The sequence below is a fragment of the Psychrobacillus sp. FSL K6-2365 genome (assembly GCF_038003165.1).
GTDB lineage: Bacteria > Bacillota > Bacilli > Bacillales_A > Planococcaceae > Psychrobacillus > Psychrobacillus psychrodurans.
Genome location: NZ_JBBOOO010000001.1, coordinates 3378358 through 3400897 on the forward strand (window position 1 = coordinate 3378358; position 22540 = coordinate 3400897).

21 protein-coding genes, 1 riboswitch and 1 other annotated feature are annotated in these 22540 nt (G+C 36.4%); of the genes, 6 read left to right on the forward strand and 15 right to left on the reverse strand.

Translation table 11 applies throughout. The features are described 5' to 3' along the window. Positions 1 to 75: 75 nt before the first annotated feature. On the reverse strand, positions 76 to 621 hold the full coding sequence (locus MKY29_RS17030; RefSeq protein WP_241598495.1) for a GNAT family N-acetyltransferase: 546 nt from the start codon (positions 619 to 621) through the stop codon (positions 76 to 78). A 6-nt stretch (positions 622 to 627) separates the two neighbouring features. Further along, complete coding sequence (locus MKY29_RS17035; protein WP_340880356.1) at positions 628 to 2430, reverse strand: M3 family oligoendopeptidase; 1803 nt, start codon at positions 2428 to 2430, stop codon at positions 628 to 630. A 157-nt stretch (positions 2431 to 2587) separates the two neighbouring features. Here MKY29_RS17035 and MKY29_RS17040 point away from each other — a divergent pair, with 157 nt between their 5' ends. Then, a complete protein-coding gene (locus tag MKY29_RS17040; RefSeq protein ID WP_340880357.1) occupies positions 2588 to 3316 on the forward strand; it encodes a tryptophan-rich sensory protein in 729 nt (242 codons plus the stop codon). 190 nt (positions 3317 to 3506) lie between these two features. Here MKY29_RS17040 and map read toward each other — a convergent pair whose 3' ends face one another. Together map and thiT are read right to left on the reverse strand one after the other, a co-directional pair. Further along, positions 3507 to 4256 carry a type I methionyl aminopeptidase gene (gene map / locus MKY29_RS17045; RefSeq protein WP_093495088.1) on the reverse strand — a complete coding sequence of 250 codons (750 nt, stop codon included), beginning with the start codon at positions 4254 to 4256 and terminating at the stop codon, positions 3507 to 3509. Positions 4257 to 4303: 47 nt separating this feature from the next. Continuing rightward, the gene (gene thiT, locus MKY29_RS17050) at positions 4304 to 4885 is read right to left on the reverse strand and encodes an energy-coupled thiamine transporter ThiT (RefSeq protein WP_340880359.1); all 582 of its coding nucleotides are present in this window, start codon (positions 4883 to 4885) and stop codon (positions 4304 to 4306) included. 62 nt (positions 4886 to 4947) lie between these two features. Further along, positions 4948 to 5039, reverse strand: a riboswitch (TPP riboswitch). Between the two features lie 106 nt (positions 5040 to 5145). Between thiT and MKY29_RS17055 the strand changes: the two genes are divergently transcribed. Further along, the gene (locus MKY29_RS17055; protein WP_093495089.1) at positions 5146 to 6210 is read left to right on the forward strand and encodes a M20 family metallopeptidase; all 1065 of its coding nucleotides are present in this window, start codon (positions 5146 to 5148) and stop codon (positions 6208 to 6210) included. A 51-nt stretch (positions 6211 to 6261) separates the two neighbouring features. Beyond that, on the forward strand, positions 6262 to 6594 hold the full coding sequence (locus MKY29_RS17060; RefSeq protein WP_093495234.1) for a DUF4870 domain-containing protein: 333 nt from the start codon (positions 6262 to 6264) through the stop codon (positions 6592 to 6594). A gap of 286 nt (positions 6595 to 6880) precedes the next feature. Here the strand turns inward: MKY29_RS17060 and MKY29_RS17070 are convergent, their stop codons facing one another. From MKY29_RS17070 to MKY29_RS17095, 6 genes are all read right to left on the reverse strand, one after another. After that, positions 6881 to 7750 carry an SGNH/GDSL hydrolase family protein gene (locus tag MKY29_RS17070; RefSeq protein ID WP_340880360.1) on the reverse strand — a complete coding sequence of 290 codons (870 nt, stop codon included), beginning with the start codon at positions 7748 to 7750 and terminating at the stop codon, positions 6881 to 6883. 13 nt (positions 7751 to 7763) lie between these two features. Then, positions 7764 to 8993, reverse strand: a complete 1230-nt coding sequence (locus tag MKY29_RS17075; protein WP_340880361.1) for an aminopeptidase — start codon at positions 8991 to 8993, stop codon at positions 7764 to 7766. Positions 8994 to 8995: 2 nt separating this feature from the next. Beyond that, on the reverse strand, positions 8996 to 10147 hold the full coding sequence (locus MKY29_RS17080; protein ID WP_090568361.1) for a DEAD/DEAH box helicase: 1152 nt from the start codon (positions 10145 to 10147) through the stop codon (positions 8996 to 8998). A 122-nt stretch (positions 10148 to 10269) separates the two neighbouring features. Further along, complete coding sequence (locus MKY29_RS17085) at positions 10270 to 10428, reverse strand: Fur-regulated basic protein FbpA (RefSeq protein WP_241598488.1); 159 nt, start codon at positions 10426 to 10428, stop codon at positions 10270 to 10272. Positions 10429 to 10483: 55 nt separating this feature from the next. Beyond that, a complete protein-coding gene (locus tag MKY29_RS17090) occupies positions 10484 to 11053 on the reverse strand; it encodes a VanZ family protein (protein ID WP_093495093.1) in 570 nt (189 codons plus the stop codon). After that, complete coding sequence (locus tag MKY29_RS17095) at positions 11054 to 11788, reverse strand: AAA family ATPase (RefSeq protein WP_340880362.1); 735 nt, start codon at positions 11786 to 11788, stop codon at positions 11054 to 11056. Between the two features lie 57 nt (positions 11789 to 11845). On the opposite strand from MKY29_RS17095, the gene MKY29_RS17100 reads away from it, so the two are divergent. Together MKY29_RS17100 and MKY29_RS17105 are read left to right on the forward strand one after the other, a co-directional pair. Next, positions 11846 to 12454: a DUF3298 and DUF4163 domain-containing protein gene (locus tag MKY29_RS17100; RefSeq protein WP_093495095.1), complete on the forward strand. Its 609-nt coding sequence runs from the start codon at positions 11846 to 11848 to the stop codon at positions 12452 to 12454. Positions 12455 to 12514: 60 nt separating this feature from the next. Next, positions 12515 to 13294 carry an HAD family hydrolase gene (locus MKY29_RS17105; protein ID WP_340880363.1) on the forward strand — a complete coding sequence of 260 codons (780 nt, stop codon included), beginning with the start codon at positions 12515 to 12517 and terminating at the stop codon, positions 13292 to 13294. Positions 13295 to 13604: 310 nt separating this feature from the next. On the opposite strand, the gene serA is transcribed toward MKY29_RS17105, so the two are convergent. Next, positions 13605 to 15191 (reverse strand): phosphoglycerate dehydrogenase, encoded by a 1587-nt coding sequence (gene serA, locus MKY29_RS17110; protein WP_093495097.1) that lies wholly within the window; start codon positions 15189 to 15191, stop codon positions 13605 to 13607. Positions 15192 to 15304: 113 nt separating this feature from the next. After that, positions 15305 to 15537, reverse strand: a binding site (T-box leader). 378 nt (positions 15538 to 15915) lie between these two features. On the opposite strand from serA, the gene MKY29_RS17115 reads away from it, so the two are divergent. Then, positions 15916 to 17280: an aspartate kinase gene (locus MKY29_RS17115; protein WP_340880364.1), complete on the forward strand. Its 1365-nt coding sequence runs from the start codon at positions 15916 to 15918 to the stop codon at positions 17278 to 17280. Between the two features lie 121 nt (positions 17281 to 17401). Here the strand turns inward: MKY29_RS17115 and MKY29_RS17120 are convergent, their stop codons facing one another. The 4 genes from MKY29_RS17120 to MKY29_RS17135 form a co-directional block, all read right to left on the reverse strand. Next, positions 17402 to 18388, reverse strand: a complete 987-nt coding sequence (locus tag MKY29_RS17120) for a ketoacyl-ACP synthase III (RefSeq protein ID WP_340880365.1) — start codon at positions 18386 to 18388, stop codon at positions 17402 to 17404. Positions 18389 to 18880: 492 nt separating this feature from the next. Next, complete coding sequence (locus tag MKY29_RS17125; protein WP_090568336.1) at positions 18881 to 19231, reverse strand: hypothetical protein; 351 nt, start codon at positions 19229 to 19231, stop codon at positions 18881 to 18883. 191 nt (positions 19232 to 19422) lie between these two features. Next, on the reverse strand, positions 19423 to 20406 hold the full coding sequence (locus MKY29_RS17130) for a bifunctional NUDIX hydrolase family protein/GNAT family N-acetyltransferase (protein ID WP_340880366.1): 984 nt from the start codon (positions 20404 to 20406) through the stop codon (positions 19423 to 19425). Positions 20407 to 20990: 584 nt separating this feature from the next. Continuing rightward, a complete protein-coding gene (locus MKY29_RS17135) occupies positions 20991 to 22265 on the reverse strand; it encodes an MDR family MFS transporter (protein ID WP_093495101.1) in 1275 nt (424 codons plus the stop codon). Positions 22266 to 22540: the final 275 nt, after the last annotated feature.

Here is a 22540-nt window from a genome sequence, read left to right on the forward strand (position 1 = left end):
AATAGTATAAAAAACGTCTTATTCATTGTTCATGAATAAGACGTTTTTAAATTTCTCAAGTATACTCTTGCCCTTTCAATGCTCTTCAGTTAAGGATGCATATATATAATGATCTTGCCATTTACCATTGATATAAAGCAGTTTTCGTAGAAGTCCCTCTTGCATGAAACCGTTTTTTTCTAAAACTTTAATAGAGCCGTTATTATGCGGAGATACATATGCTTCGATACGATTTAATTGGACGTGCTCAAATCCAAAGATTTTTACTAGGTGAACTGCTTCAGAAGCAATCCCTTTTCCAATATAAAGCTCATCCATGGAATATCCAATAAGCCCACTTGAAAATGGCATTCTCTTAATACTGTATAGTGATACACTACCAATCATTCTTTCTGTTTGAGGTTCGAAAATACCGAAGCTATATTCTCTTTTTTCCTTCGATAACGTGAGAGATTCACGAATCTTCTCCCGTTGAACAGAAGTTGTGTAATAATCATCCCGATGCAGGGGTTCATAAACGGACCAATACATCTTATTACGATAAGTAAGATCTGCTAGGGCTGGTGCATCTTTCGTATTTAATGTTCGTAAATAGCATGTATCTCCTTCTAGATAAATCAAACACCTTCACCCTTTTGCGTTAGTTAATTGGATAAACTCACTCACATCTTGAATACACAGATCAATACCTTTTAGCCAAAATGCTTCCTGTGTAATGTCTTCATTTAAATGTTTCATCGCTAAATCTTCTACTGACATTACTGCTGTGTCCTGCAATAAAGCAATATATTTTTCCTCAAAGTTTGCGCCTTCGCTTATAGCTTTTGCATAAATGCTTAAAGAGAATAGGTAACCAAATGTGTAAGGGAAGTTGTAAAAAGGTACTTCCGTAATATAAAAATGCAACTTTGATGCCCAAAAGTGCGGATGTATTGTATCCAATGCATCACCATATGCTTCTTGTTGGGCTAACTCCATTAATTCATTTAGTCGTGCAGCAGAAACAATTCCATTTTTACGTTCCTCATAAAATCTAGTTTCAAATAAGAACCTAGCATGGATATTCATAAAAAATGCTACACTACGTTGAATTTTATCTTCCAGTAAAGCAATTTTTTCATCATCTGTTTTTGCTTCTTTTACTGCAGCATCCGCTACAATCATTTCGGCAAATGTAGAGGCAGTTTCAGCAACACCCATTGCATATTGACGATTCATCCAGTGTACTGGTCTTAAAGCGTATGAATGGAAGGCGTGACCTAATTCATGAGCTAATGTAGAGACATTGGACATTGATCCACTATACGTCATGAAAATACGTGATTCCTCTGATACAGGCATTCCTGTACAAAATCCTCCCGGACGTTTGTTTGGACGGTCCTCTGCCTCTATCCAACCCTTTTCAAATGCATTTCTTGAAAATGATTCTAATTTCGGTCCAAATTCTTTAAAATGCTTTAATATAAACTCCGCACCTTGTTGATAATCCATTTTCTCTGTAGAAGTACTAACTGGTGCATCTAAGTCATACCAATGCATTTGTTTTTCGCCTAGCATTGCCGATTTTTTATTTAAGTATTCTACGAATGGAGCTTTATTTTTCGAGATAGCACCCCACATTGCATTTAGTGTTTCTTCTTTCATGCGATTAATATGAAGAGGCTCCTCTAAAACTGAATCCCATCCTCTTTTTTCGTAAATTGCAAGACGGAAGCCTGCAATATGATTTAGTGTTTTCGCAAAGAACTCCTCTTTATCTGTCCAAGCAGCTTCTAACGCTTCAAATGACTCTTTACGAATCATTGCATCCTCGTGGGAACTAAGATTATTTGCTTGACCAACCGACATTTCTTTTTGTTCACCGTCTATAGTAAGTTTAATGCGAATATCACCGACTAGTAAATCATAAAGTTGACCCCATGAATGATAGCCATCCACTCCAAGTGTCGTAATCATGTCTTCCTCTTTTTCAGAGAGCATTCGCTTTGCTTCATCTCTCCATTCATTTAACACAAATGCAAAAGGAGAGAGTTCAGTCGTTTGAAGCAGTTCCTCCCACACAGTTTCCTTCGTTTTACTTAGCACTTGTTGAATGGTTAGCATTTGAGAAGAGAACTTAGCGTATAGCGACCCTACCTCGCCCTGTAACAATGCTGCCTGCTTATCCGTTGTATCCTGTGCTAAAAAACACCCAATTACTGCTCCACCCTCTGATAAATTAGTAGCTATATCTTTTAGCTCATTAACCATTTTCTCGATATTTGAGACATCGGCAATAGATGTTGGTGAATCAAAGTCTTTTAGTATAGTTTCAAAGCTGCTTAGCTTTTCTTTTACTTTATCCAGATGGCTTCTTAGAGATGGTGAGTTACTTCCCCCTTCAAAAAAGCGATCGAGATCCCAGACAACCGGATAAGTTTGTTCAATCATCTAAATATTCCTCCTATATTGACAATTATTTTAGAATTCTAGTATATCATGTTTTTCTAATACAGATTGTTTGATTTTCGTCACATAACATTCATAATTCTAATTTGTTGTTGCTATATATCAAAGGTATACTTATTAAATAGAAGGAGGCAGCTGAATGTTTAAAATAATCCTTTTAATGTTATTTTTTATATCTACTGTAATTGTTAAACTATTATCTATTTTACTACCCATAAATGGTCAAACTAGTGGCGAAATATTCAACAGACTTCCCGTATTTTTTACTCCAGCAAATTATGTGTTTTACATATGGATTGTTATTTTTATATTATTAGCTTGGTGGATTTGGAATATTATGAAGGATTATAAATCTTCTCGTCCTATACCTACGAAGCGTATTCTATTATACGGAATAGCCTCTGTGATATATATTTTATGTATATTAAGCTGGCATTACGAACTGTTTGGATACACTTTTGGTTTTCTCACAGTCTTACTAAGCTGCTTGTTTAAATTGTATCTAACCTATCCTTTAGATGATTTAAGTCGAAAAAATCGATTGCCAATTTCCTTCCTTTTAGGTTGGACATTTATCAGTTTCTTCACAAACCTATCTTATCTCCTAACGTTTTATGAATTTGATGGATTTGGTATGACAAAATCACTTTGGGGAGTTATTTTCTTAACCATTGCGACAGCTATAGCTCTTCATTTTCGTTATCATTATTTCGACCGTCTTATGCCAATTGTTTTTATCTGGACTTTCATTGGAGTTGCAATTCACCACAACTTTAGCGAACTACTCCTAACCGCAGCATCCATTTTTCTAAGCTGCGTCCTAATCGTGGGGATTATATTCTTTAAGAAAAGCACAAGACCCCTTTAAAGTTAAAACTTTTTAGGGATGCTTAGTTGTGAATCACAACTAAGCATCCCTTTTTTTGTTAATATTATGACGTATTGCCTATCCGCCACTCTCCTAAAACTTCAACGCCCACGGAAATCCGCAGTATGTTAATCCATATTCTTAATTTAAAAAAAGCCTTCGAAAAAGTAAATTTCGAAGGCGTTTTGTTTTAGTCTAATTTAGTTAATAATATAGGAGCACCTTTTGTTACAACAATTGTATGCTCAATCTGTGCTACTAACGATTTATCGGGAGTTACAAATGTCCAACCATCACCAGATTCTACAATATGCTCTGCCTTTGCAGAAATAAACGGCTCTACCGCTAAAACCATTCCTTCTTTTAATATCGTAGGATCCCATGCATCATAATAATTCAAGACATGTTGTGGAGCTTCATGTAACGATTTTCCAATACCATGCCCAGTTAGGTTCATAATAACATGCAAGCCATTATCTTTAGCTTCTCTAGCAACCGCTTTTCCGATTTGGTTTAAACGAGAGCCTGCTTTCACCTTCAACATAGCCCGTTCAAATGCACTCTCTGCCACTGCACATAATTTTTCTTTCTCTTCATATCCCTCACCAACAACAAAAGAAATACCTGTATCTGCAAAATATCCATCACAAGATCCAGACACATCAATATTCACAATATCGCCTTCTTGAATTACGCGAGAACCCGGGATACCATGAGCAACTTCTTCGTTGACGGAGATACAAGTATATCCTGGAAAATCATATTCACCCTTTGGTCCAGAAATCGCACCATGCTCTGTAAATAACTTTCCGCCAATCTCATCCAGTTCTTTCGTTGTAATACCAGGTTTAGTTGCAGCCCTCATCACATCTCTTACTTCTGCAACAATACGCCCTATTTTTTTTAATGCCACTAACTCTTCGTCAGTTTGTACAATCATCTTAACAAGATCCCTTCTTCACTAAATGTACTCTAATCATATCATATTTAGTGAGAATTCGGCAGTGCAAGGCGCGGAGCTTTAACAAATAAAATGGAACAAATGAAAGCAGCAATTAAAAATACAGGAATCATATAAGTAGAATTATAGATTAATGAATACAAAATGACGTTTTGATTGCCAGCAAATTCACCAAAGAATAGAATACCTGAAGTCACATGTGCTAAATAACGAAGAAAAGCAGCTATTAATGCTCCTAAGACAACCGCTGTAATCATTTTCACTTTATCTTTTTGTTCAAATGCCTGTAAAAATGCAGGTCTTAAAAACCCAGCGAACCCTGCAACCATAAAGGCGATGAAATAATCAATTGCAACCTGTGCAATAACTATTTCAAATGATAATGGCGCTGCATAAAATCGCCCTGTTACCACTTGTAGCACACCTATTAAAAATCCAGTAGCAAGACCTGCAACTATACCACGACGAAAGGCCATTAAAATAACAGGTACAAGTACGAATGTTACGGAGCCGCCCTGTGGCATTCCAAAGCCAATCATATCTAAAACATATCCTAACGCCGCAAAAATAGCGATTTCCATTAATATTAATACACGTTGATTTTTCATGACAATCCCCTTTTTTGACCACAAAAAAACGACCCCGGGATAGACCCAGACATCGCGCGATTGTCAGTTTCCATCCACATCCCTACGCAAGCACTAACTTACAGGTTCAAAGGGTACTATCTCAGCCACTATTGTGGCGCCCCTTGTGGTTTGAATTATTTAGTTCGAATTCATTGTATCTGAATAAAATGCCTAATGCAACCTTATTTGTTTCATTTGTTATACTAATGAAATAAATATATGCAAAAGGAGATGTTCACATGATTACATTACTAAAAGATCTGGTACGTATCAAAAGTGACACAATCGAAAGTGCAAATAATGCTTTATTATTCTGTGAAAGTTGGCTAGAAAAACGTGGAATTCATACAACTGTCTTACAGCATGAGGGAAAATTGATGCTAGTGGCAGAAATAGGAATTGGTGATGAATGTATGATTTGGAATGGGCATGTAGATGTTGTTCCAGGTAACCCAGAGCAATTCGAGCCATTTATAGAAGGTGATCTTTTATATGGTCGAGGAACTGCTGATATGAAAGCAGGAGTTGCTGCGATGATGCAAGCTTTTTACGAGCTTTCTAAAGAATCTAAAAGTCTTACTAAAAAAATTCAGCTTCATATTGTAACGGATGAGGAAACCGACGGTAAAACTACCAAGTTTTTAGTTGATCAAGGATATACTGGTGACTTTGTTATATGCGGCGAGCCTACCCACCTCCAAATTGGTTTACAGGCAAAAGGAATTATTCAGTTTGATGTAATACTGAAAGGTAAACCTAGTCATGGTAGCCGTCCATGGGAAGGAAAAAATGCAATTGAGCAAGCTTTTCTGTTTGACCAACAACTACGCACTCTCTCTTTTTTAACTGCAAGCAATGAGTTCTATGATTATCCTTCCTTAAACTTGGCGAAAATACAAGCAGGTGATCGCTATAACGTTGTTCCCGATGAATGTATAATAAGCTATGATCTTCGTTTTGTTCCTGGACAGAATATGCAGAGTATTACTTCAGAGATTAAAAAGTTGGCAGAGAAATTCCCTAAAAGTGAATTTAAGATTCAAGCGACTGCTCCTGCAGTAACTACTGAAGCCATTAATCCTTTTATCGAACGTATTGCACATGTTACTTCACAGTTCATCGGAAAACCTGCTGTATTATTTGGGCAGCATGGAGCTGCCGATGCTCGCTTCTACGCGGAAGCTGGAGCAGGTGCAATTGAGTTTGGACCAAGTGGAGGGGATTGGCATGGTGTAAAAGAATATGTATCTATTTCCTCTCTGGAAAATTACAAGAATATTTTAGTTTCCTTATTTAAGAAATGAAACATATAGCTGAGTATTTCGTTAAAAATTGAGGAAAGGAGGTTGAATAGACTGGATAACCCTAAAATTTTATCAGCACTTTCTTATTTTAGTGTATTGTTTGCTCCTTTTTTATTGCCTATTATTGTTTATTTTGTATCACAAGATTCTAATGTAAAATATCATGCGAAAAAATCATTAATTTCCCACATTATACCTGTAATATTGTTAATAATTTTATTCATTAGTGTTTTTACAAGCTTCACCCCCGTTGCATCGGGATTTAATGAACAACCTTCCCTATGGATGGCTGCCGGACCTTTAATACTTATCGCAATTTACATGCTCGTATATGTAATAGTAATGATTTGGAATATAGTCCAAGGCATTAAAGTTTTACGATAAAGAGAGAGTTTATGTATTGGAGTTTGAGGGTACATAACTATTAATATCGAAAACCAAGGAGCGATACCGATGAAAGTAAAAAACCTAGTCAAAACAGCAATTAAATTGGCACCAATTGTTTATCCTATTATACGTAAAGTCATAAAATCTAAAAAAAATGTACGTTAAAAAGCTGTCCTCTTTTGATTTGGAGGACAGCTTTTTTAGGTTCGCACAACATTCATCAACTTATTCAAAACATTGGGTAAGGTCCAAATTCTTATGAACAACTAAGTCATTCAAAATACTAAATTAATGGCTTCATTTCTGATAAAGAATAGTATTGGTCCATTTCAACTGATTTTGAAACAGGAGATTTCTCTTGTTCTTTAGATGCATTCAAAATTTGTTCAAAAGTAAGCGGATTAGGTGTTGGCAATTCGTTATGTGTAACTACTAATCCACTGTTGTATTGCGAAAAGAATGCATTTGCCATTATACGGTATCCTTCCATCGTTGGATGGACGTCTGCGGGATTTGGTAATAACTTAGTAGCATTTACACCGAATGGTTCTTCCACAGACACATATGTCGCACCATTGATCTCAGACTCCGATTTTAAAATTGTATGCAATCGGTCTAGCTCTTTTTTTATGCCTTCCTTTTGAGATGCTCTCACATGAGGATAGGCAAAATAATAACCCATTACATAAATTTTGGCTTTTGGTGCGATTGCCTGTACCTCTTTAATAATCTGCTCTATATTTTTTCGTACATTATTTAATGCAAAATCAGCATGGAGTTGCTGATAAGCAATAGAACCACTTGATGAATTCACTTGCACCATTTGCAGTAAGTCATTGGCTCCCGCTGATATTGTGACTAATGTAGCGTTTTTCAACGCTTTCTTTGCTTCGTCCGTTTGAACCTTAGTAAGCACATCTGCAGTTGTATAACCTGGGAATGCCAACGCTTTTGAATAAAATGCAAGTTGACCAGTCCTAGTTAGCTTCTGTGCTATTAAATCTGTATAGCCGGTATCTATAGCTCGATTCGGTGTTTGTCCTGCTGCTAGGGAATCTCCAATCGCAATATAAACTTCGGAGCCCTTGGCATTTACTGTGATAGTTCCAAATGAAACAACTAGAATAATTAAAGTACAGACCCATTTTTTCAAGCTGACCAACTCCTTAAAAAGCCCATGCACCTTTTATGAATATAGGCTCCATTGTTCCATCTGCTAGTTCTCCCATAATGTCCATGTCCCCGCTACCTATCATAAAGTCTTCATGTACAATGGATGTGTTAATACCCATTTGTTCTAATTCACTTTGAGTTAAACCACGAGCACCCTCAACACATGTAGGATATGCTTCCCCTATAGCAAAATGGTTAGAGGCATTTTCATCAAATAATGTATTAAAGAATAATACATTTGAAGCGGAAATAGGTGATTTATGTGGCACTAAAGCTATTTCTCCTAAATACTTCGCTCCATCATCTGTTCCAATAAGCTCTTGTAATAGCTTCTCACCAGTAGCAGCTTTTATAGAAGTAATCTTTCCATTTTCAAAAGTCAGAGTAAAATCATCTATTACATTTCCCTGATAGACGAAAGGCTTTGTATTTTTCACATAGCCATTTACTCCTGTTTTAAGTGGTGCAGTATATACTTCTTCTGTTGGCATATTAGCAATGAACGGAACGTTTTGACCATTTTTACTTGCTCCTGACATCCAAATATGTTCTTTCGGAAGTTCAACTTGAATATCTGTTCCTTCTGCTTTATAGTGCAGCTTTTTAAAGCGCATATTATTTAGTAGAGTTGCTCTACTTTCAAGGTTATCAATATGTTCTTTCCACTTTTGAACTGCTGTTCCTTCTCCTATGCGTACAACCTGGAATATTAACTCCCAAAGTGCTTGCATTTGTTCCTCCGGCTTTAGGTTTGGATATACCTTTGCAGCCCATTTTTCTGAAGGCATTGCAACGATAGACCAAGTAATAACATCATTCATAACTGCTTTACGATAATTCTCTAACGCTTTGCCACTTGCCTTTTGAAAGCTAGAAATACGGTCAATCGAAACGCCTTCTAATAAGTCTGGGTTATCTGCATCAATCCATAATAATGCACCTTTATTTTCGATTAGTTCATCACGCTGCATAGCAGCCCATTTAGGAAATTCATTAAACGCTTCATCAGGTGCATAATCATAAAATGCACGTGCATTTACTTCATCTGTATAGTTTACGTCAACTCGTTTCGCGCCAGCCTCATACGCTTTTTTCACTATTAACCGTGTAAAATCGATTGTGTCCGTTGTCGTATTTATAAGTAGTGGTTGGTTTGGCTGTATGTTCAGACCAACCTTTACTACTAATTCTGCATACTCTTCAAGCTTTTGTTGAAAATCCATCATTATTTCCCCTTTTGACTGATAGTTTTAGACGATCCTTCGATTAATTCACCACGGTACCAAACTTTTTGAACTGGTTTTTTAGGAAGCTCTTTTGTCCACTTTTTAAAAGTCTTTTCATCGGCATAAGTTAACAATGTCATAACCTCTCCATCAGCCCCCGCACGACCAGTGCGCCCTGAACGATGTAAATACTGTTCAACTGAATGCGGTACATCTACATGAATAACATGTGTTAGACCAGAAATATCTAAGCCTCTTGCTGCCACATCCGTAGCGATTAGTAAACTCACCTTACCGCTTTTAAAATCATCCAATGCTTTCTTTCGTTCATCCTTTTTCATTTCTGAATGAAGAGACACAATCGGTGCATCTCTGTATGCAAGTTTAGCGTCTTTCATTAAAAGCTGATCTAGACTATTTACAAATGCAAGGCCACGCATTCCTTTTAAATAAGAAATCTTGCGCAGTAATTCGGTTTTATCGCGAGGTTCAGTCTTCACGAAGCTGTGGACAACTTCACCTTGCGAAGGAATGTCCTCTGCGGATACTTGAATGCGAACCGGGTTCTTCATCATACGTTCTGCAACTAATTCTATTTCTTCCGTAATAGTTGCAGAAGTCACAATCAGCTGACTTTCAACTGTTGCATCGACTAAGCTTTTAACAGTTGTACGATGCTCTCTACTTAAAAGTTGGTCCCCTTCGTCTAAAACAACGATGTTTATTTCATGCATTTTTAGTTTTTTAGTTTTTACTAGCTCTTGTAATCTACCAGGAGTTCCGACAACAATTGTTGGCTTCTTTTTAAGAACATCAATCTGTCTATTAATATTTGCTCCTCCGATTAATTGGGCAACTGAGATATTAGTATCTTTAACCCATTCACGGAATACCTCCACAATTTGCATACCAAGTTCTTGAGAAGGAATGATCACCATTGCTTGTATTTGTTTCTTGGCCGGATCAACCTTCTGCAAGATTGGAAGCACATAAGCTAGTGTTTTCCCAGTTCCTGTTGGTGATTCTGCAACTACGTCAGAGCCGTCCAAGAAATGTGGAATTAGTTTAGATTGTATAGGCATTGGAGATGTAAAATTTGCATCCTGCCATTTTTTCTGTAATGTCTCGTTTAAATTAGTTATAAAAGTCAATTTTGTTTCCACCTTATCCGTATTTAAGTCAAGTGTACCATATTTTTTATATCGACTATTGTTTATAGATAATACATTGGACTTACTTTTTTCTCAAAAAAAGTGCCCTTTAGAAAAGGCACTTATTTCCTTTCATCTTCAGTTGTATGTTCTTTCATTAATTCATAAAAATTTAACTCATATAGTTGTCTTCCATCAATTTTAAATATACCTTTGTTTACAAACTCTTCAATAATTTCATCCCGTTTTTGCTCTGTTTTTGATTCTCTAATTTTCATCATACTGAATGTCTCCTTACAATGTTATTACAATTATCTATTTACCCATTCTTAGCTTTCATAAACTTTTTTTAAAAGCCTTTGTAAATGATGGGAAAGCTTTGCGAATAAAGAAATAGCATAGATAGCCAAGAAAAGCACCGAGCGTATTTAACCATAAGTCGTCGACATCACTGCTCCTGCTTTGAGGAAGCTGCATTATCTCAATAAATAAAGATATGCATAGACCTGTCAATATAGGAAAAATGAAAAACTCCATTTTACTAAAGAGTAGGGGTAACAGAAAACCAATAGGTATAAAAAGAATTATATTACCAAGAAAGTTAATATAAAAAGGTTGCCAAAATCCTAGGTATACAATCGCATTATACGTTTCTTTCACAACACGAAACAACTCTAAATTGACCCCAGTGGTATAGGCAGGCACCTCACCTATTTTTGGTATTATTGTTTGTGAAAATAAACCAACAAGCACAGAGAAAAAAACTAAAATGCCAAGCTCATGTAAAAACTCTTTTAGCTGGAACCCTCTCTTTTTCCAACGAAACAGTCGCCAAACGACGATCAATGGAAATGCAATCCCTATAAAAAATAACATATCATCTAGATAATTTATGATTACATACATCTACTCACCTTCAAATAACTCTTCTAAAAATTTTTCCCTATTGTCTAAAAAATATTTTGTAATTTGATAATGACCTGTCATTTCATAGTCGATTTCCTCAATTTCATCGTCATCAAAGCTTAGGATTGTCGCTTCTGGGTAGCCTAATATTATTGGTGAATGAGTAGCAATGATAAATTGACAATTATTTTCTTTGATCAAATCATGCATTATACGTAAAAATGCCAATTGCCTCTGCGGTGATAATGCTGCTTCAGGCTCGTCTAAAAGGTAGATAGCTTGTCCATTAAAGCGATTTAGAAACAAAGATAGAAAAGATTCTCCATGTGATTGCTCATGAAGAGAGTTACCACCATAGCTATCAAGGACACCCCGACCAGGATTGTCTCTTTCCAGTTGGTCAATATGTGAAGCAAATTGATAAAAGGATTCTGCTCTTAAAAAGAAACCATTCGTAACTTTTGGCATCCAGGAAAGTCTAAGGTATTTCCCAAGTGCACTTTCTGCAGCGTCCACATCATATAAATTATTGCGGCTACCTCCAGCGGTATTAAATTCACATTTATCTGCAATTCCCTCTAATAAAGTGGACTTTCCAGTCCCGTTCTCTCCCACAAAAAAAGTTACAGGAGAGGTTAACTCTAGTTTTTCAAAGTTACTAATAGCTGGAATTGTGAAAGGATATTGACTTTCCACTTGTGGCTCTTTGAAAAGGGATACTCTATTTAAAAACATATGATTACTCTCCCACTCATATCATTAATTATTACTTCTTAAGAAAGGTTGTTTGCCTTGGATCTACCTGTTCGTATAGAAACGAAATATATTAAGAAAAGTTCACCAAGTATTAACGTTTATTATCCTATTGTAACTAACTTACCTCATCCAGCAGTAGAAAAAAAGATAAATGCAGATATTATTCATGCACTAAACAAGCTTTTAATAGAACAAGGATTTTACAGTGAACATTTAGTAGAAATGGTCGGCACCTATGAGATTAAAACAAATGAGCGAGGAGTTCTGAGCTTAAGTTTGACTGTCTATTCATTTACAGGAGGTGCACACGGTCTTACAATTACCAAATCTCTCACCTTCGATGTCAAGACTGGCAAACAGTATGTACTTAACGACCTGTTTAAGCCGGATAGCAATTATGTGAAAGTTCTCTCTGAAATGATTGAAAAGAAAATGGTAGAGTGGGATGTGCCCCTCTTAGAGGATTTTACACAAATACGTAGTGACCAAGACTTTTACATCGCTGATCACTCCCTTGTCATTTATTTTCAAGTGTATGAATGGACTCCATACGTATACGGCTTCCCCTACTTTCCAATTACCATCAAAGATATAGAAGGAATTATACGGGAAGGTGGAATTCTAGAAAAAATGATTCCGTTCTAGTGACAACCCCTCTTTAGTACGGTAAAGTAATAATCAAATACGTGCTGGAGGATTCAGATAATGAAAAAAGCAATTTTCTTTGACTTAGATGATACTTTACTATGGGATAACAAAAGTGTATCCGTCGCATTTCAAAAAACATGTTCTTATGCTGCTACACAGGTTAATGTCGATCCACTTGCTTTAGAACAATCCGTTCGTGCAGAAGCAAGCGCATTGTACGATACATATGAAACAAGACCATTCACTCAAATGATCGGTATTAACCCTTTCGAAGGACTATGGGGAACATTTGACGACCCTTCAGAGGATTTCCAAAAAATGAAATCCACCATACCCGCTTATCAACAATTAGCGTGGACCTCGGGATTAGAAAAGTTGGGGATTGAAAATGAAGATTTAGGCAAAGAGCTAGCAGAATATTTCCCAAAAATGCGCAAAGAAAGCCCATTTTTATATGAAGATACCTATGAAGTTTTAGACCAGTTGAAAGGCAAATATGTATTATTATTAATGACAAACGGCTCACCTAGCTTACAAAATATCAAATTGGAAATCACACCGGAAATATCTCCCTATTTTGACCATATACTCATCTCTGGAGCATTCGGTAAAGGGAAGCCTGATCCAGCCATTTTTGAACATGCATTAGAAATTACTGGATTAACGGCAGATGAAGTATTGATGGTCGGTGATAATCTAATGACCGACATATTAGGTTCCTCTAAGGTGGGTATGCAATCCGTTTGGATCAACCGCGAAGGAAAACCTATCAGTGAAGAAGTAAAGCCTACATATACAATTGAGAATTTACACGAACTATTGACGCTGCTCGCATAACAAGAAAAACCAGGCACAAAGACGCCCAGTCCTTTAAGAACTGATCCATAGATTTGTCTTTGATTGTAGGGAAGACTACACACTTATTGATGGAAGTGGAATGTGGCGACTCCAGCGGAATAAGCGAGAAAGTCGAGACCCCACAGGTGGTAGCGTACGAGGAAGCTCGGCCTCGCCCGCGGAAAACGTCCTCATGAAACGGAAATCACAAAGCATAAAAAAACTGACTCCAAGACAATCACTTGTCCGAGAGTCAGATTTTTTTAATGTTTATCATCGTATAAAAAACAACCTAAGACACTCTGTTCACCTATAGATCAATAGGTGTTGCATCAAAGATGTCTTCCAATCCTTTAAGCTGTTCAATGCCAGACTTTTCTACATGCTTATCAATAGAAATCATCATAATCGCATCCCCACCTACTTCAGAACGACCCACTTGCATCGCTGCGATATTGATACCTTCCGAAGCAAGCAATGTTCCTACGCGACCAATAGCACCCGGTTGGTCTTTATGGCGGATGAACAATAAGTAACCAGATGGAATTACATCTACGATAAAGTCATCTACACGTACGATACGACCACCTAGACCGTTTAACAATGTTCCTGCAACTTTTCTCGTTCCAGTTGCCGTTCTCACTTCAACCGTGATTAAGCTTGTAAATCCTTTTGACTTTGAAGTTTTTAATTCGTTTATAGTTATACCCAAACGGTCTGCAAGGAATTTCGCGTTTACATCATTAACTGATTCGCCTAATTTGCTTTTTAATAGTCCTTTTATAGCATTACGTGATAATGGGCGAGTATCTAAATTTGCCAATTCTCCCGAATAAGTAATATTAACCTCCTCTGGCACTCCTTCTGCAAGATCGCTTAGGAAGGAACCTAATTGTTCACCTAGATTGAAGAATGGCTCAATTTTAGCTAGGACATCTTTTGGTACAGAAGAAAGGTTAACAGGATTTTTCACTGTCCCATTTTGTAGGAAGCTTACTACGTCATAGGATACATCGATTGCCACAATCTCCTGTGCTTCTACCGTACTAGCACCTAAATGAGGTGTTGCAATGACCTGTGGAAGCGTTAAAAGTTTATGTTCTACAAATGGCTCTTCCTCAAATACATCTAGTGCTGCTCCTGCAACCTTACCCGCCACGATTGCATCGTATAAAGCATCCTCATCGATAATCCCACCACGTGCACAGTTAATAATTTGCACACCATCTTTCATTTTTTCAAAAGCTTCTTTATTAATTAAATGACGAGTTTCCTTTAATAGTGGTGTATGAACTGTTATAAAATCTGCAGCTTTAATGACATCCTCTACAGATCCAAATTGAACACCTAATTTTTCTGCTTTTTCAGCAGTTAGGAATGGATCATATGCAATTACATTCATACGTTGGCCTTTTGCACGGAAAGCTACCTCTTGTCCGATTCTTCCGAAACCCAGGACACCTAGAGTTTTGTTCTTCACTTCTACACCGATAAATGTTTTACGATCCCATTTTTTGTTTTTCAAAGAATGGAAAGCTTGTGGGATATTACGTGCAAGTGACATAAGCATAGCGATAGAATGCTCTGCTGCTGAATTTGTATTTCCATCAGGTGCATTAACTACGATGATACCGCGCTCTGTTGCAGCTGTTAAATCGATGTTATCCACTCCAACTCCAGCACGACCAATAATTTTTAGGTTAGATCCTTTTTCAATAATTTCACGAGTAACCTGGGTTTGGCTACGAACTAGTAATGCATCAAACTCACCAATTTTTTCACCTAGTTGTTCTGGAGTTAGGGCGGTATCTACAACAATATTAAATCCTTCTGCTTCTCTTAAAGGAAAAATACCATCTTCGCTTAGTGGATCACTGATTAGAATATTGAATGTCATATTAATCTTCTCCTTTTACTACAATATTTTTGTACGAATACTTACCTCAGACAAATTATGATTCTCCCCCTTATTTTGAAAACATAAAAAAGCCCTCCACTCCCTACAATTATGTAAGGGGCGAAGAGCTTATAATAACTCACGCGGTACCACCCAAATTTTACTGCAATCATCTCGCAGATTCTCAATTAGTATGCTTAACGCGCATTTACGGATGAACCTAAATCCTCTGTTTCAGTCCACCAATTCTAGAGTGCTACCCTACAAACGAAACCACTGATTTACACCAACCATCAGCTCTCTTAAGATCTCAACAAGTACAGTCTATCTCCGTCAATATTGTTTACGCTTTATTGAATTAAAACCATCATACTTACCATCAATTGAATTGTCAATATAGTTAAAAAATTTGTAAACGCTACCATTTTCTTTTACATTCCAAAAACATTGATTTTATGCATTTTCACTCATTCAAAAAAATATTTTATATTTTTATAATTCGTGTTCTAATAATAAAAACAATGAAATTAATTTTAATATACTAATTATACCGCCAAGTACGAACACTAATATTAAATTTCAATTTAAAGTTCGTATTGAAAAAATAAAATTAAAGAAATAACTACAATGTTATTGACCTCTAACGATATAATTTGTACACTGTAAAAAACCATTTGTTTATTCCATAAGTACAAATATAATAAAAAAGTAAGGATTTGATTAGATGAAAGTAAGCAAATTTGGCGGAACGTCTGTAGCAAGCGCAGCCCAAATAAAAAAAGTGGCAGCAATTGTTAAAGCAGATCCATCTCGAAAATTCGTTGTTGTGTCTGCGCCTGGTAAACGCTACGATGCTGATAAAAAAGTAACAGACTTACTAATAGAATTAGCCGTTGCCGCAATACATAATGAAGAAGTAGAAGAAAAACTCTGCCAAGTAGTGAATCGTTATAAAGAAATTGCACAGGGGCTAGCGCTAGATGAGACCATTTGTGACGTCATTGAGGAAGACTTACGAGCACGTATCAGAGAGGACCAAAGCGTTCTTGAATTATTTATAGACAATATTAAAGCAAGTGGAGAAGACAACAATGCAAAGCTAATTTCTACTTATTTCACTAGCATTGGACTTGACTCTCAATATGTTAATCCGAAGACTGCTGGATTAGTTGTAAACGATTTTCCTGAACGAGCTCAAGCTCTATCTTTGGCATATGATAATCTACATGCATTAAACAACCTTTCTGGTGTTGTTGTATTCCCAGGTTTTTTTGGATTTACACCAAACGGAATTCTACGCACTTTCGATCGTGGAGGGTCTGACATCACTGGTTCTATCCTTGCTGCTGCGGTCAAAGCGGATTTATATGAAAACTTCACTGATGTCGATTCTGTATTTTGTGCTAATCCTAAAGTAGTAAACCATCCTGCCGAAATCGAAGAAATAACTTACCGAGAAATGCGCGAACTTTCTTACGCAGGCTTCTCCGTTTTCCATGATGAAGCCCTAATGCCGGTATACAAAAGTGGAATTCCAGTATGTATTAAAAATACAAATAACCCATCAGCTCCCGGTACGAAGATAGTAGCTAAACGTAAAGCTAACAAGCGCCCTGTAACTGGGATTTCTGCTGATAACGGATTTTCTATTTTATATGTAAGTAAATATTTGATGAACCGAGAAATCGGCTTTGGTCGTAAGTTGCTCCAAATTCTAGAAGAGGAGCATATTTCATATGAACACACTCCATCGGGGTTAGACGACATTTCCGTTATCATGCGCAGTCATCAATTAGACGCAGAAAAAGAAGAACGTATTATGAATCGTGTATTGAATGAACTTAATGCAGATGATGCACATTTCCGACACCATTTTTCGATGATTGTTATTGTAGGAGAGGGTATGAATAATAGCACTGGACTTGCAGCTCGTGCTGCATCTGCCATAGCAAACACTGGCGCAAATATTGAAATGATTAACCAAGGTTCCTCAGAGGTTAGCCTTTCTTTTGGAGTTCATGAAAGCAATGAGAACAAAATACTGCGTGCCCTTTACAATGAATTTTTCTCTGCAGTAACAGTTGGATAACAAAGCAGGCTACCTCTTATATAGAGATAGCCTGCTTCTATGTTCTTGGCAAATTGTAGTTCTAGTGAAAATTCAGTTCTTTGGCTTTTCATAGTGGGCATCTTTGCCGCTGCATTTTACTTTAGTATTTAAATAACATAGTAATGAACTCGTGCCCTCCACCAATTGTCCAAAACAATATTAAGTCTCCACGCTTTATCTTTCCAGATTCGATTCCCTCATGAAGGGCAATAAATGGACTGCTTGTACCAGTATAACCATACTTATCTCCTACATAAATAACCTTTTCTTCGGGTATATCAAAATGTTTTTGAATTTCATCCATATTAACTTTAGCAAATTGAGATAAGCAAAAAACATCAACATCATCAATTTTAAGTTGATTTCTTTTTAAAATGAATTCAAACATTTCATACGTATAAGGGAGTGACATTGTTCCGTCAAATGGTAGCCAAAGCATGGATTCTGCACTTTCACCTGCTTTAATTGTTTGAGATAGTCCCTTTTGTGGATATAAGATATTATTTCGGTTACTTGAGTCCACTTCAAACATCGCGTCTACAAATCCTATATCGCTCTCAGTTTTTTCTAAAATAATTGCAGAAGAAGCATCCCCAAAGTTAGCATAAGTCATTGCATCCGTTGGATCAGCCACTAATGAAAGATAATCAGAACCTACTACAAGTGCTGTATTAACATGTGGATTAGATTTCATATATCGTGATGCCTGTTCAACTGCTATCGTCATACCGGCACAATTTGCGTTCATATCAAAAATAACAGTTCCTTTTTTTGCTTGAATAGCATTATGAATGAACATAGCGTTGGTTGGAACAGTCACTTCTGGTACTTGTGTAGAAAAAACAATCATATCTATATCCTTACCTTTTAATCCCGCTTTTTTCAACACCTGATTTGTCGCTTCAATCGCCATCGTAATAGTATTTTCTTTAAGATTATTAATGATATAACGCTTTTTTCTGCCCATAATATTCAAGAAGTTTGTAATATCTTTTCCTTGTTTTTTAAAATGTTCAAGGTAAACGTCATTATCTACTTGTTTTTTCGCATGGTAAACATCAACCGCTTTTATTCTAACGTTAGTCATAGTTGTAATAAACCTCACTAATTAATTTTAGTATTATACTGAAATACAAATCTTATTTTCTTAACTTAATCATTATTCGTGTTTTAAAGTTATAATCTTTGCTATGTGAGTCAATTTCATAATTACTTGTTTCATTAAAAAATACGAATGTATACTTAATATCGCAATATATTATTCGTTTTTTTAAAAAGCGATCCCGTTTATTGGAGTGGCAGGCGGCGACTCCAGCGGGAACTGCGCGAGCTGAAAGCCCCGCAGGAAGGACATTGGTCGAACTTTGTTTGACAATGTCTTTGCGACGAGTAACCACAGGAGCATATGTTTTCCTAGTGACGAGGAGATTGAAGTCGGGCCCGCGGAAAGCGTCCTCCTAGAGCGGAAATCAGCTTTGTTCGGATTTAACTATATAATATTCTTTATGAAATTGATTCTTGTAAATATCAAATAAAAAAGGCAGGATCCTATAACTAGCTTCCTACCTTTTTGCAAGTATTAATATTTTTGAACTACTTCAAACTGAGTTAGCCCTACATTACTCGCCAAACGTTTTAATTGCATGGAGATTATAGCACTTTTCTTAATACCTACTTCTACTTTCTTAAATCCAGAAGATTTATATAGTGCTAAACAATTTTCAAGGTCTGGTATCATTTCTTTTGTTACTACGTCCAAATCTCTGCAATCAAATTCCAGAACGAATTCACTTGTATTAACTGATGATAACTTAAGCTGATAATCATCAACAAATTGTTTAGCTTTTTCAGGAGTAAAAGTCCCACTCACCGTCATATCAACAGTCTTTTCCGCGACATTTACTTTCATTGTGTAAGTTCCTTCTGCCATAATTTATTAACACTTCCTTATTAAAATATGAAAAAGTTGAATTTCATCTTCATTTAAATAGGTATTTTAACTTATAACATTTCACCTACTTTAGACACGGAAGACAAAAAAACTTCCCACTAATAAGTATCGTCATATAACAAAAATTGTTAATACCCATTTAATATTACACAGCTAAATTTTAAGTCCATTCATGTTGAAATTGGTTTCAGATGGTTAAATCCAATTGACTTCTTATAATGAACAAGGGTCATTTTCTCATTTACTTTCCATTCATCCCCAGTTTGGATATAGCCAATCTTCTCGTATAAATAACAATTTCTCTGTTCCTGTTTTATAGTATCTAACTCCCAGTTCTCCGCTTCAGGATATATACTTTCTAATCGATTCATTACTTCTTGAGCAATCCCTTTCCCTTGAAACTGTTGTAAAATATTGATCATATGTAAACGCATAATACCAGGGGACTTCGGATAAACGTGAACACTTCCTACCAATAAATCATCTTCATAAATCTTATAGTAATCCCCTGTTTTTAGTCGTTCTGTAAATCTTTCGAACGATTGAAAGACTGGACTTGTGTCATGATCCTGATACTTTTCATAAACAGGTTGAAAAACTTTTTTTTGTATCGCAAATAACTCCGCAGCATCTGTTAAGTTAGCCTTCCTTAGAGAAATAGATGACCTGCTAATCTCAAACAGTGGTTTTAAAATATGATATGGGATGAAATCTCCTCTTTCGACAAGCTCAAGTATTTCATCAACTGTTGCCCATTTTGCATCTGCTACCTCTTCGTATTGCAGATTTAATTTTTCCACATCAATATCTTGTTTTACTAGCCAATGGTCATCAAAACCACGAGAGAATTTTATAGTAAATATCACCTCTGCATGTTCCATTTGTAACTCAATGCCTAATTCTTCTTTAGTTTCACGAATAGCACCCATTTCACTAGTCTCACCCATTAAAACAGAACCTGCAGCAGAACAGTCCCACATATTTGGCCATCCTATTTTCCATGGCTGTCGCTGTTGAATTAGAAACTGGCCATTTTTATTCATGATCCAAATATGTACTACCTGATGAAAATCTCCTTCACTCATTTCATCTCCTCTTATCCATGTCTTTCCTACTTTTTCTCTGAACCCATTTACAATATCCCACTGTTCCATTTCTTCACCCACTTTACCCAGTTTTGATTAAAATAGTATATCATTTTATTCCCTAATTTTTGACCATATTTGACATTTATATTTTTGTATGAGATAATTCAATAGTTAACATTTGGTACGGCATAGTTTTTAGATATTGGCATTCTGCTATATGTGTTTTTGATAATACTTATTCACACTGGAGCGGCTACAGGGTCGCAAGGACGTAAAAGAAGGTAGGGTTTACGTTGCTTAGGTTAGAAGGCAACCAGTGGAACAATTTACCGCGGCATTGAAAGTGTTTCTTTCATGGAAATTATTCCCCGAGCTTTTCGGGATGAAATTTAAAATTCAAAAGTTATGTTATACCTATACAAAATCAAGGGGTGTTCTCATTAAGAGAACACCCCTTGTCCAATTTATAACGCATCAACAGGCATTTAACCCTGCACTAGGTGCCTTCTGAATCATAGTGTAGTCATTCTACTGTTCATTAAGGCCCGAGCACAAGATATTGGTCACTCAGGCGATACCTCACAACCCGGTGTTGCCTAAGTTCCTTATTAAACCCAAAGGAATGACACTCCTACTGATTGAAGTTTGTATTATAATACCATCCCTTTATTACGTTTATTATATTCTTTAAACGTTAGCAGATAGATGAATCCACTCAGTAATGCTAAAGCTGCTAGTATAACAAATGTCCACGTAAACCCAATCCATGTAACTAGCGGAAATACTAAAGGTGCAATCGTCCTACCAATGGTATAGCGCAAACTTGCCGCTGCAAAATACTGTCCTCGCATATCGTCAGGTGCTAATTTTGAAACAAAACTTTCCTGCAACCCAACCGTTGCTAATTCGCCTAATGTAAAGATTGCCATTGCAATGAGGAAGACCCAGAAGTTCGCTGTCATTGGGAAGATCAGCATTGCCACTGCATATAAGAACGAGGATAGAAAGAACACCCACTTCTCCGGATACTTCGTCATCCATCTAGTGACAAACACTGTAAATAACACTACTAACAATCCGTTTTCCGAAAGTAGAATACCGAACGATCCTTCTCCAGTTACAGCCCATTCTCTATTAAACAAATTACCAAGCACCTGCTTATCGATAGCCTCTTTCATATAAACTGGTATAAGCATATCCAATTGCATATATGTTTGTGCTAACAAAATACCAGCAATGACAAATAAGAAAAAAACTTTATCCTTTACTATTAATCCATAGGCTTTAACCTGCTTGACGATAATCTGCATCCAATTATTAGAGCCGCTTGCCATTTGTGCTCGTACATCCGTAGGTAATGTCTCTTCTGTTAAAAATCTAATGGCCAATCCTACCAAACAGAAAATAATACCTGAAACCAATAGAAGAGCAAAACGATAATTAAAGAATAATACTGCTCCTACTATAGGTCCTATAACTACTGAAATATTAATAGACGTATAGAACACCGAAAATACTGTACTTCTGTCTTTCTCCGGCACAACATCTGCGACAATTGCTTGACTTGCAGGATGATACAAGGAACCAGCCATACCTGCAATCGTAAAGGCCACAAAGCTGAGCATCGGTGAATCGAACCAAGGCGAATTTGCAAAAGCAAATAAAATAAATGCTAATCCTTCTGCTGTTGCAGAGAAAAATAACATCGTTCTTCTACCAAACCTATCCGCACAATATCCTCCGATTAAATTTGCTCCAACCGAAAATACTTGCGATGCTACCAATAGTATCCCTGCCATACTCGTTCCAAATTCATCAGCAAAATAAATCGCTAAAAAGGGAAATACCATCCAAAAGCTTAAATTACTAAAAAACTCTCCAAATAAACGGACCTTCAAACTACGATCCCAATCTCTTATTCTCATCATTTTTTCCTCACAACTCGTATCTAGATTAAACTATATTATCACATTATTTCGTTTTACGAAATAGCTGTTTTATTTGAGCTCAACCTAATTGAAGAATGATTGATTACTTTCGGATGGCTAATATAGGCCATAAATCTCTTTATATAGCCTTATGTTTCGACTATAGCTCATAGACATACCGATATACCCCATAATTTTTCGATTATAGCCCATAAACCAATTACAATCGCCCATAAAAAGACCTCACCACATTAAACAATGTAGTAAGGCTC

What these genes read in the sequence shown, in the direction of transcription:
- MKY29_RS17035 (WP_340880356.1), bottom strand. Translation starts at nt 2,430, where the DNA reads ATGATTGAACAAACTTATCCGGTTGTCTGGGATCTCGATCGCTTTTTT.
- MKY29_RS17040 (WP_340880357.1), top strand. Translation starts at nt 2,588, where the DNA reads ATGTTTAAAATAATCCTTTTAATGTTATTTTTTATATCTACTGTAATT.
- map (WP_093495088.1), bottom strand. Translation starts at nt 4,256, where the DNA reads ATGATTGTACAAACTGACGAAGAGTTAGTGGCATTAAAAAAAATAGGG.
- thiT (WP_340880359.1), bottom strand. Translation starts at nt 4,885, where the DNA reads ATGAAAAATCAACGTGTATTAATATTAATGGAAATCGCTATTTTTGCG.
- MKY29_RS17055 (WP_093495089.1), top strand. Translation starts at nt 5,146, where the DNA reads ATGATTACATTACTAAAAGATCTGGTACGTATCAAAAGTGACACAATC.
- MKY29_RS17075 (WP_340880361.1), bottom strand. Translation starts at nt 8,993, where the DNA reads ATGGATTTTCAACAAAAGCTTGAAGAGTATGCAGAATTAGTAGTAAAG.
- MKY29_RS17085 (WP_241598488.1), bottom strand. Translation starts at nt 10,428, where the DNA reads ATGATGAAAATTAGAGAATCAAAAACAGAGCAAAAACGGGATGAAATT.
- MKY29_RS17090 (WP_093495093.1), bottom strand. Translation starts at nt 11,053, where the DNA reads ATGTATGTAATCATAAATTATCTAGATGATATGTTATTTTTTATAGGG.
- MKY29_RS17095 (WP_340880362.1), bottom strand. Translation starts at nt 11,788, where the DNA reads ATGTTTTTAAATAGAGTATCCCTTTTCAAAGAGCCACAAGTGGAAAGT.
- MKY29_RS17105 (WP_340880363.1), top strand. Translation starts at nt 12,515, where the DNA reads ATGAAAAAAGCAATTTTCTTTGACTTAGATGATACTTTACTATGGGAT.
- serA (WP_093495097.1), bottom strand. Translation starts at nt 15,191, where the DNA reads ATGACATTCAATATTCTAATCAGTGATCCACTAAGCGAAGATGGTATT.
- MKY29_RS17115 (WP_340880364.1), top strand. Translation starts at nt 15,916, where the DNA reads ATGAAAGTAAGCAAATTTGGCGGAACGTCTGTAGCAAGCGCAGCCCAA.
- MKY29_RS17120 (WP_340880365.1), bottom strand. Translation starts at nt 18,388, where the DNA reads ATGACTAACGTTAGAATAAAAGCGGTTGATGTTTACCATGCGAAAAAA.
- MKY29_RS17125 (WP_090568336.1), bottom strand. Translation starts at nt 19,231, where the DNA reads ATGGCAGAAGGAACTTACACAATGAAAGTAAATGTCGCGGAAAAGACT.
- MKY29_RS17130 (WP_340880366.1), bottom strand. Translation starts at nt 20,406, where the DNA reads ATGGAACAGTGGGATATTGTAAATGGGTTCAGAGAAAAAGTAGGAAAG.
- MKY29_RS17135 (WP_093495101.1), bottom strand. Translation starts at nt 22,265, where the DNA reads ATGAGAATAAGAGATTGGGATCGTAGTTTGAAGGTCCGTTTATTTGGA.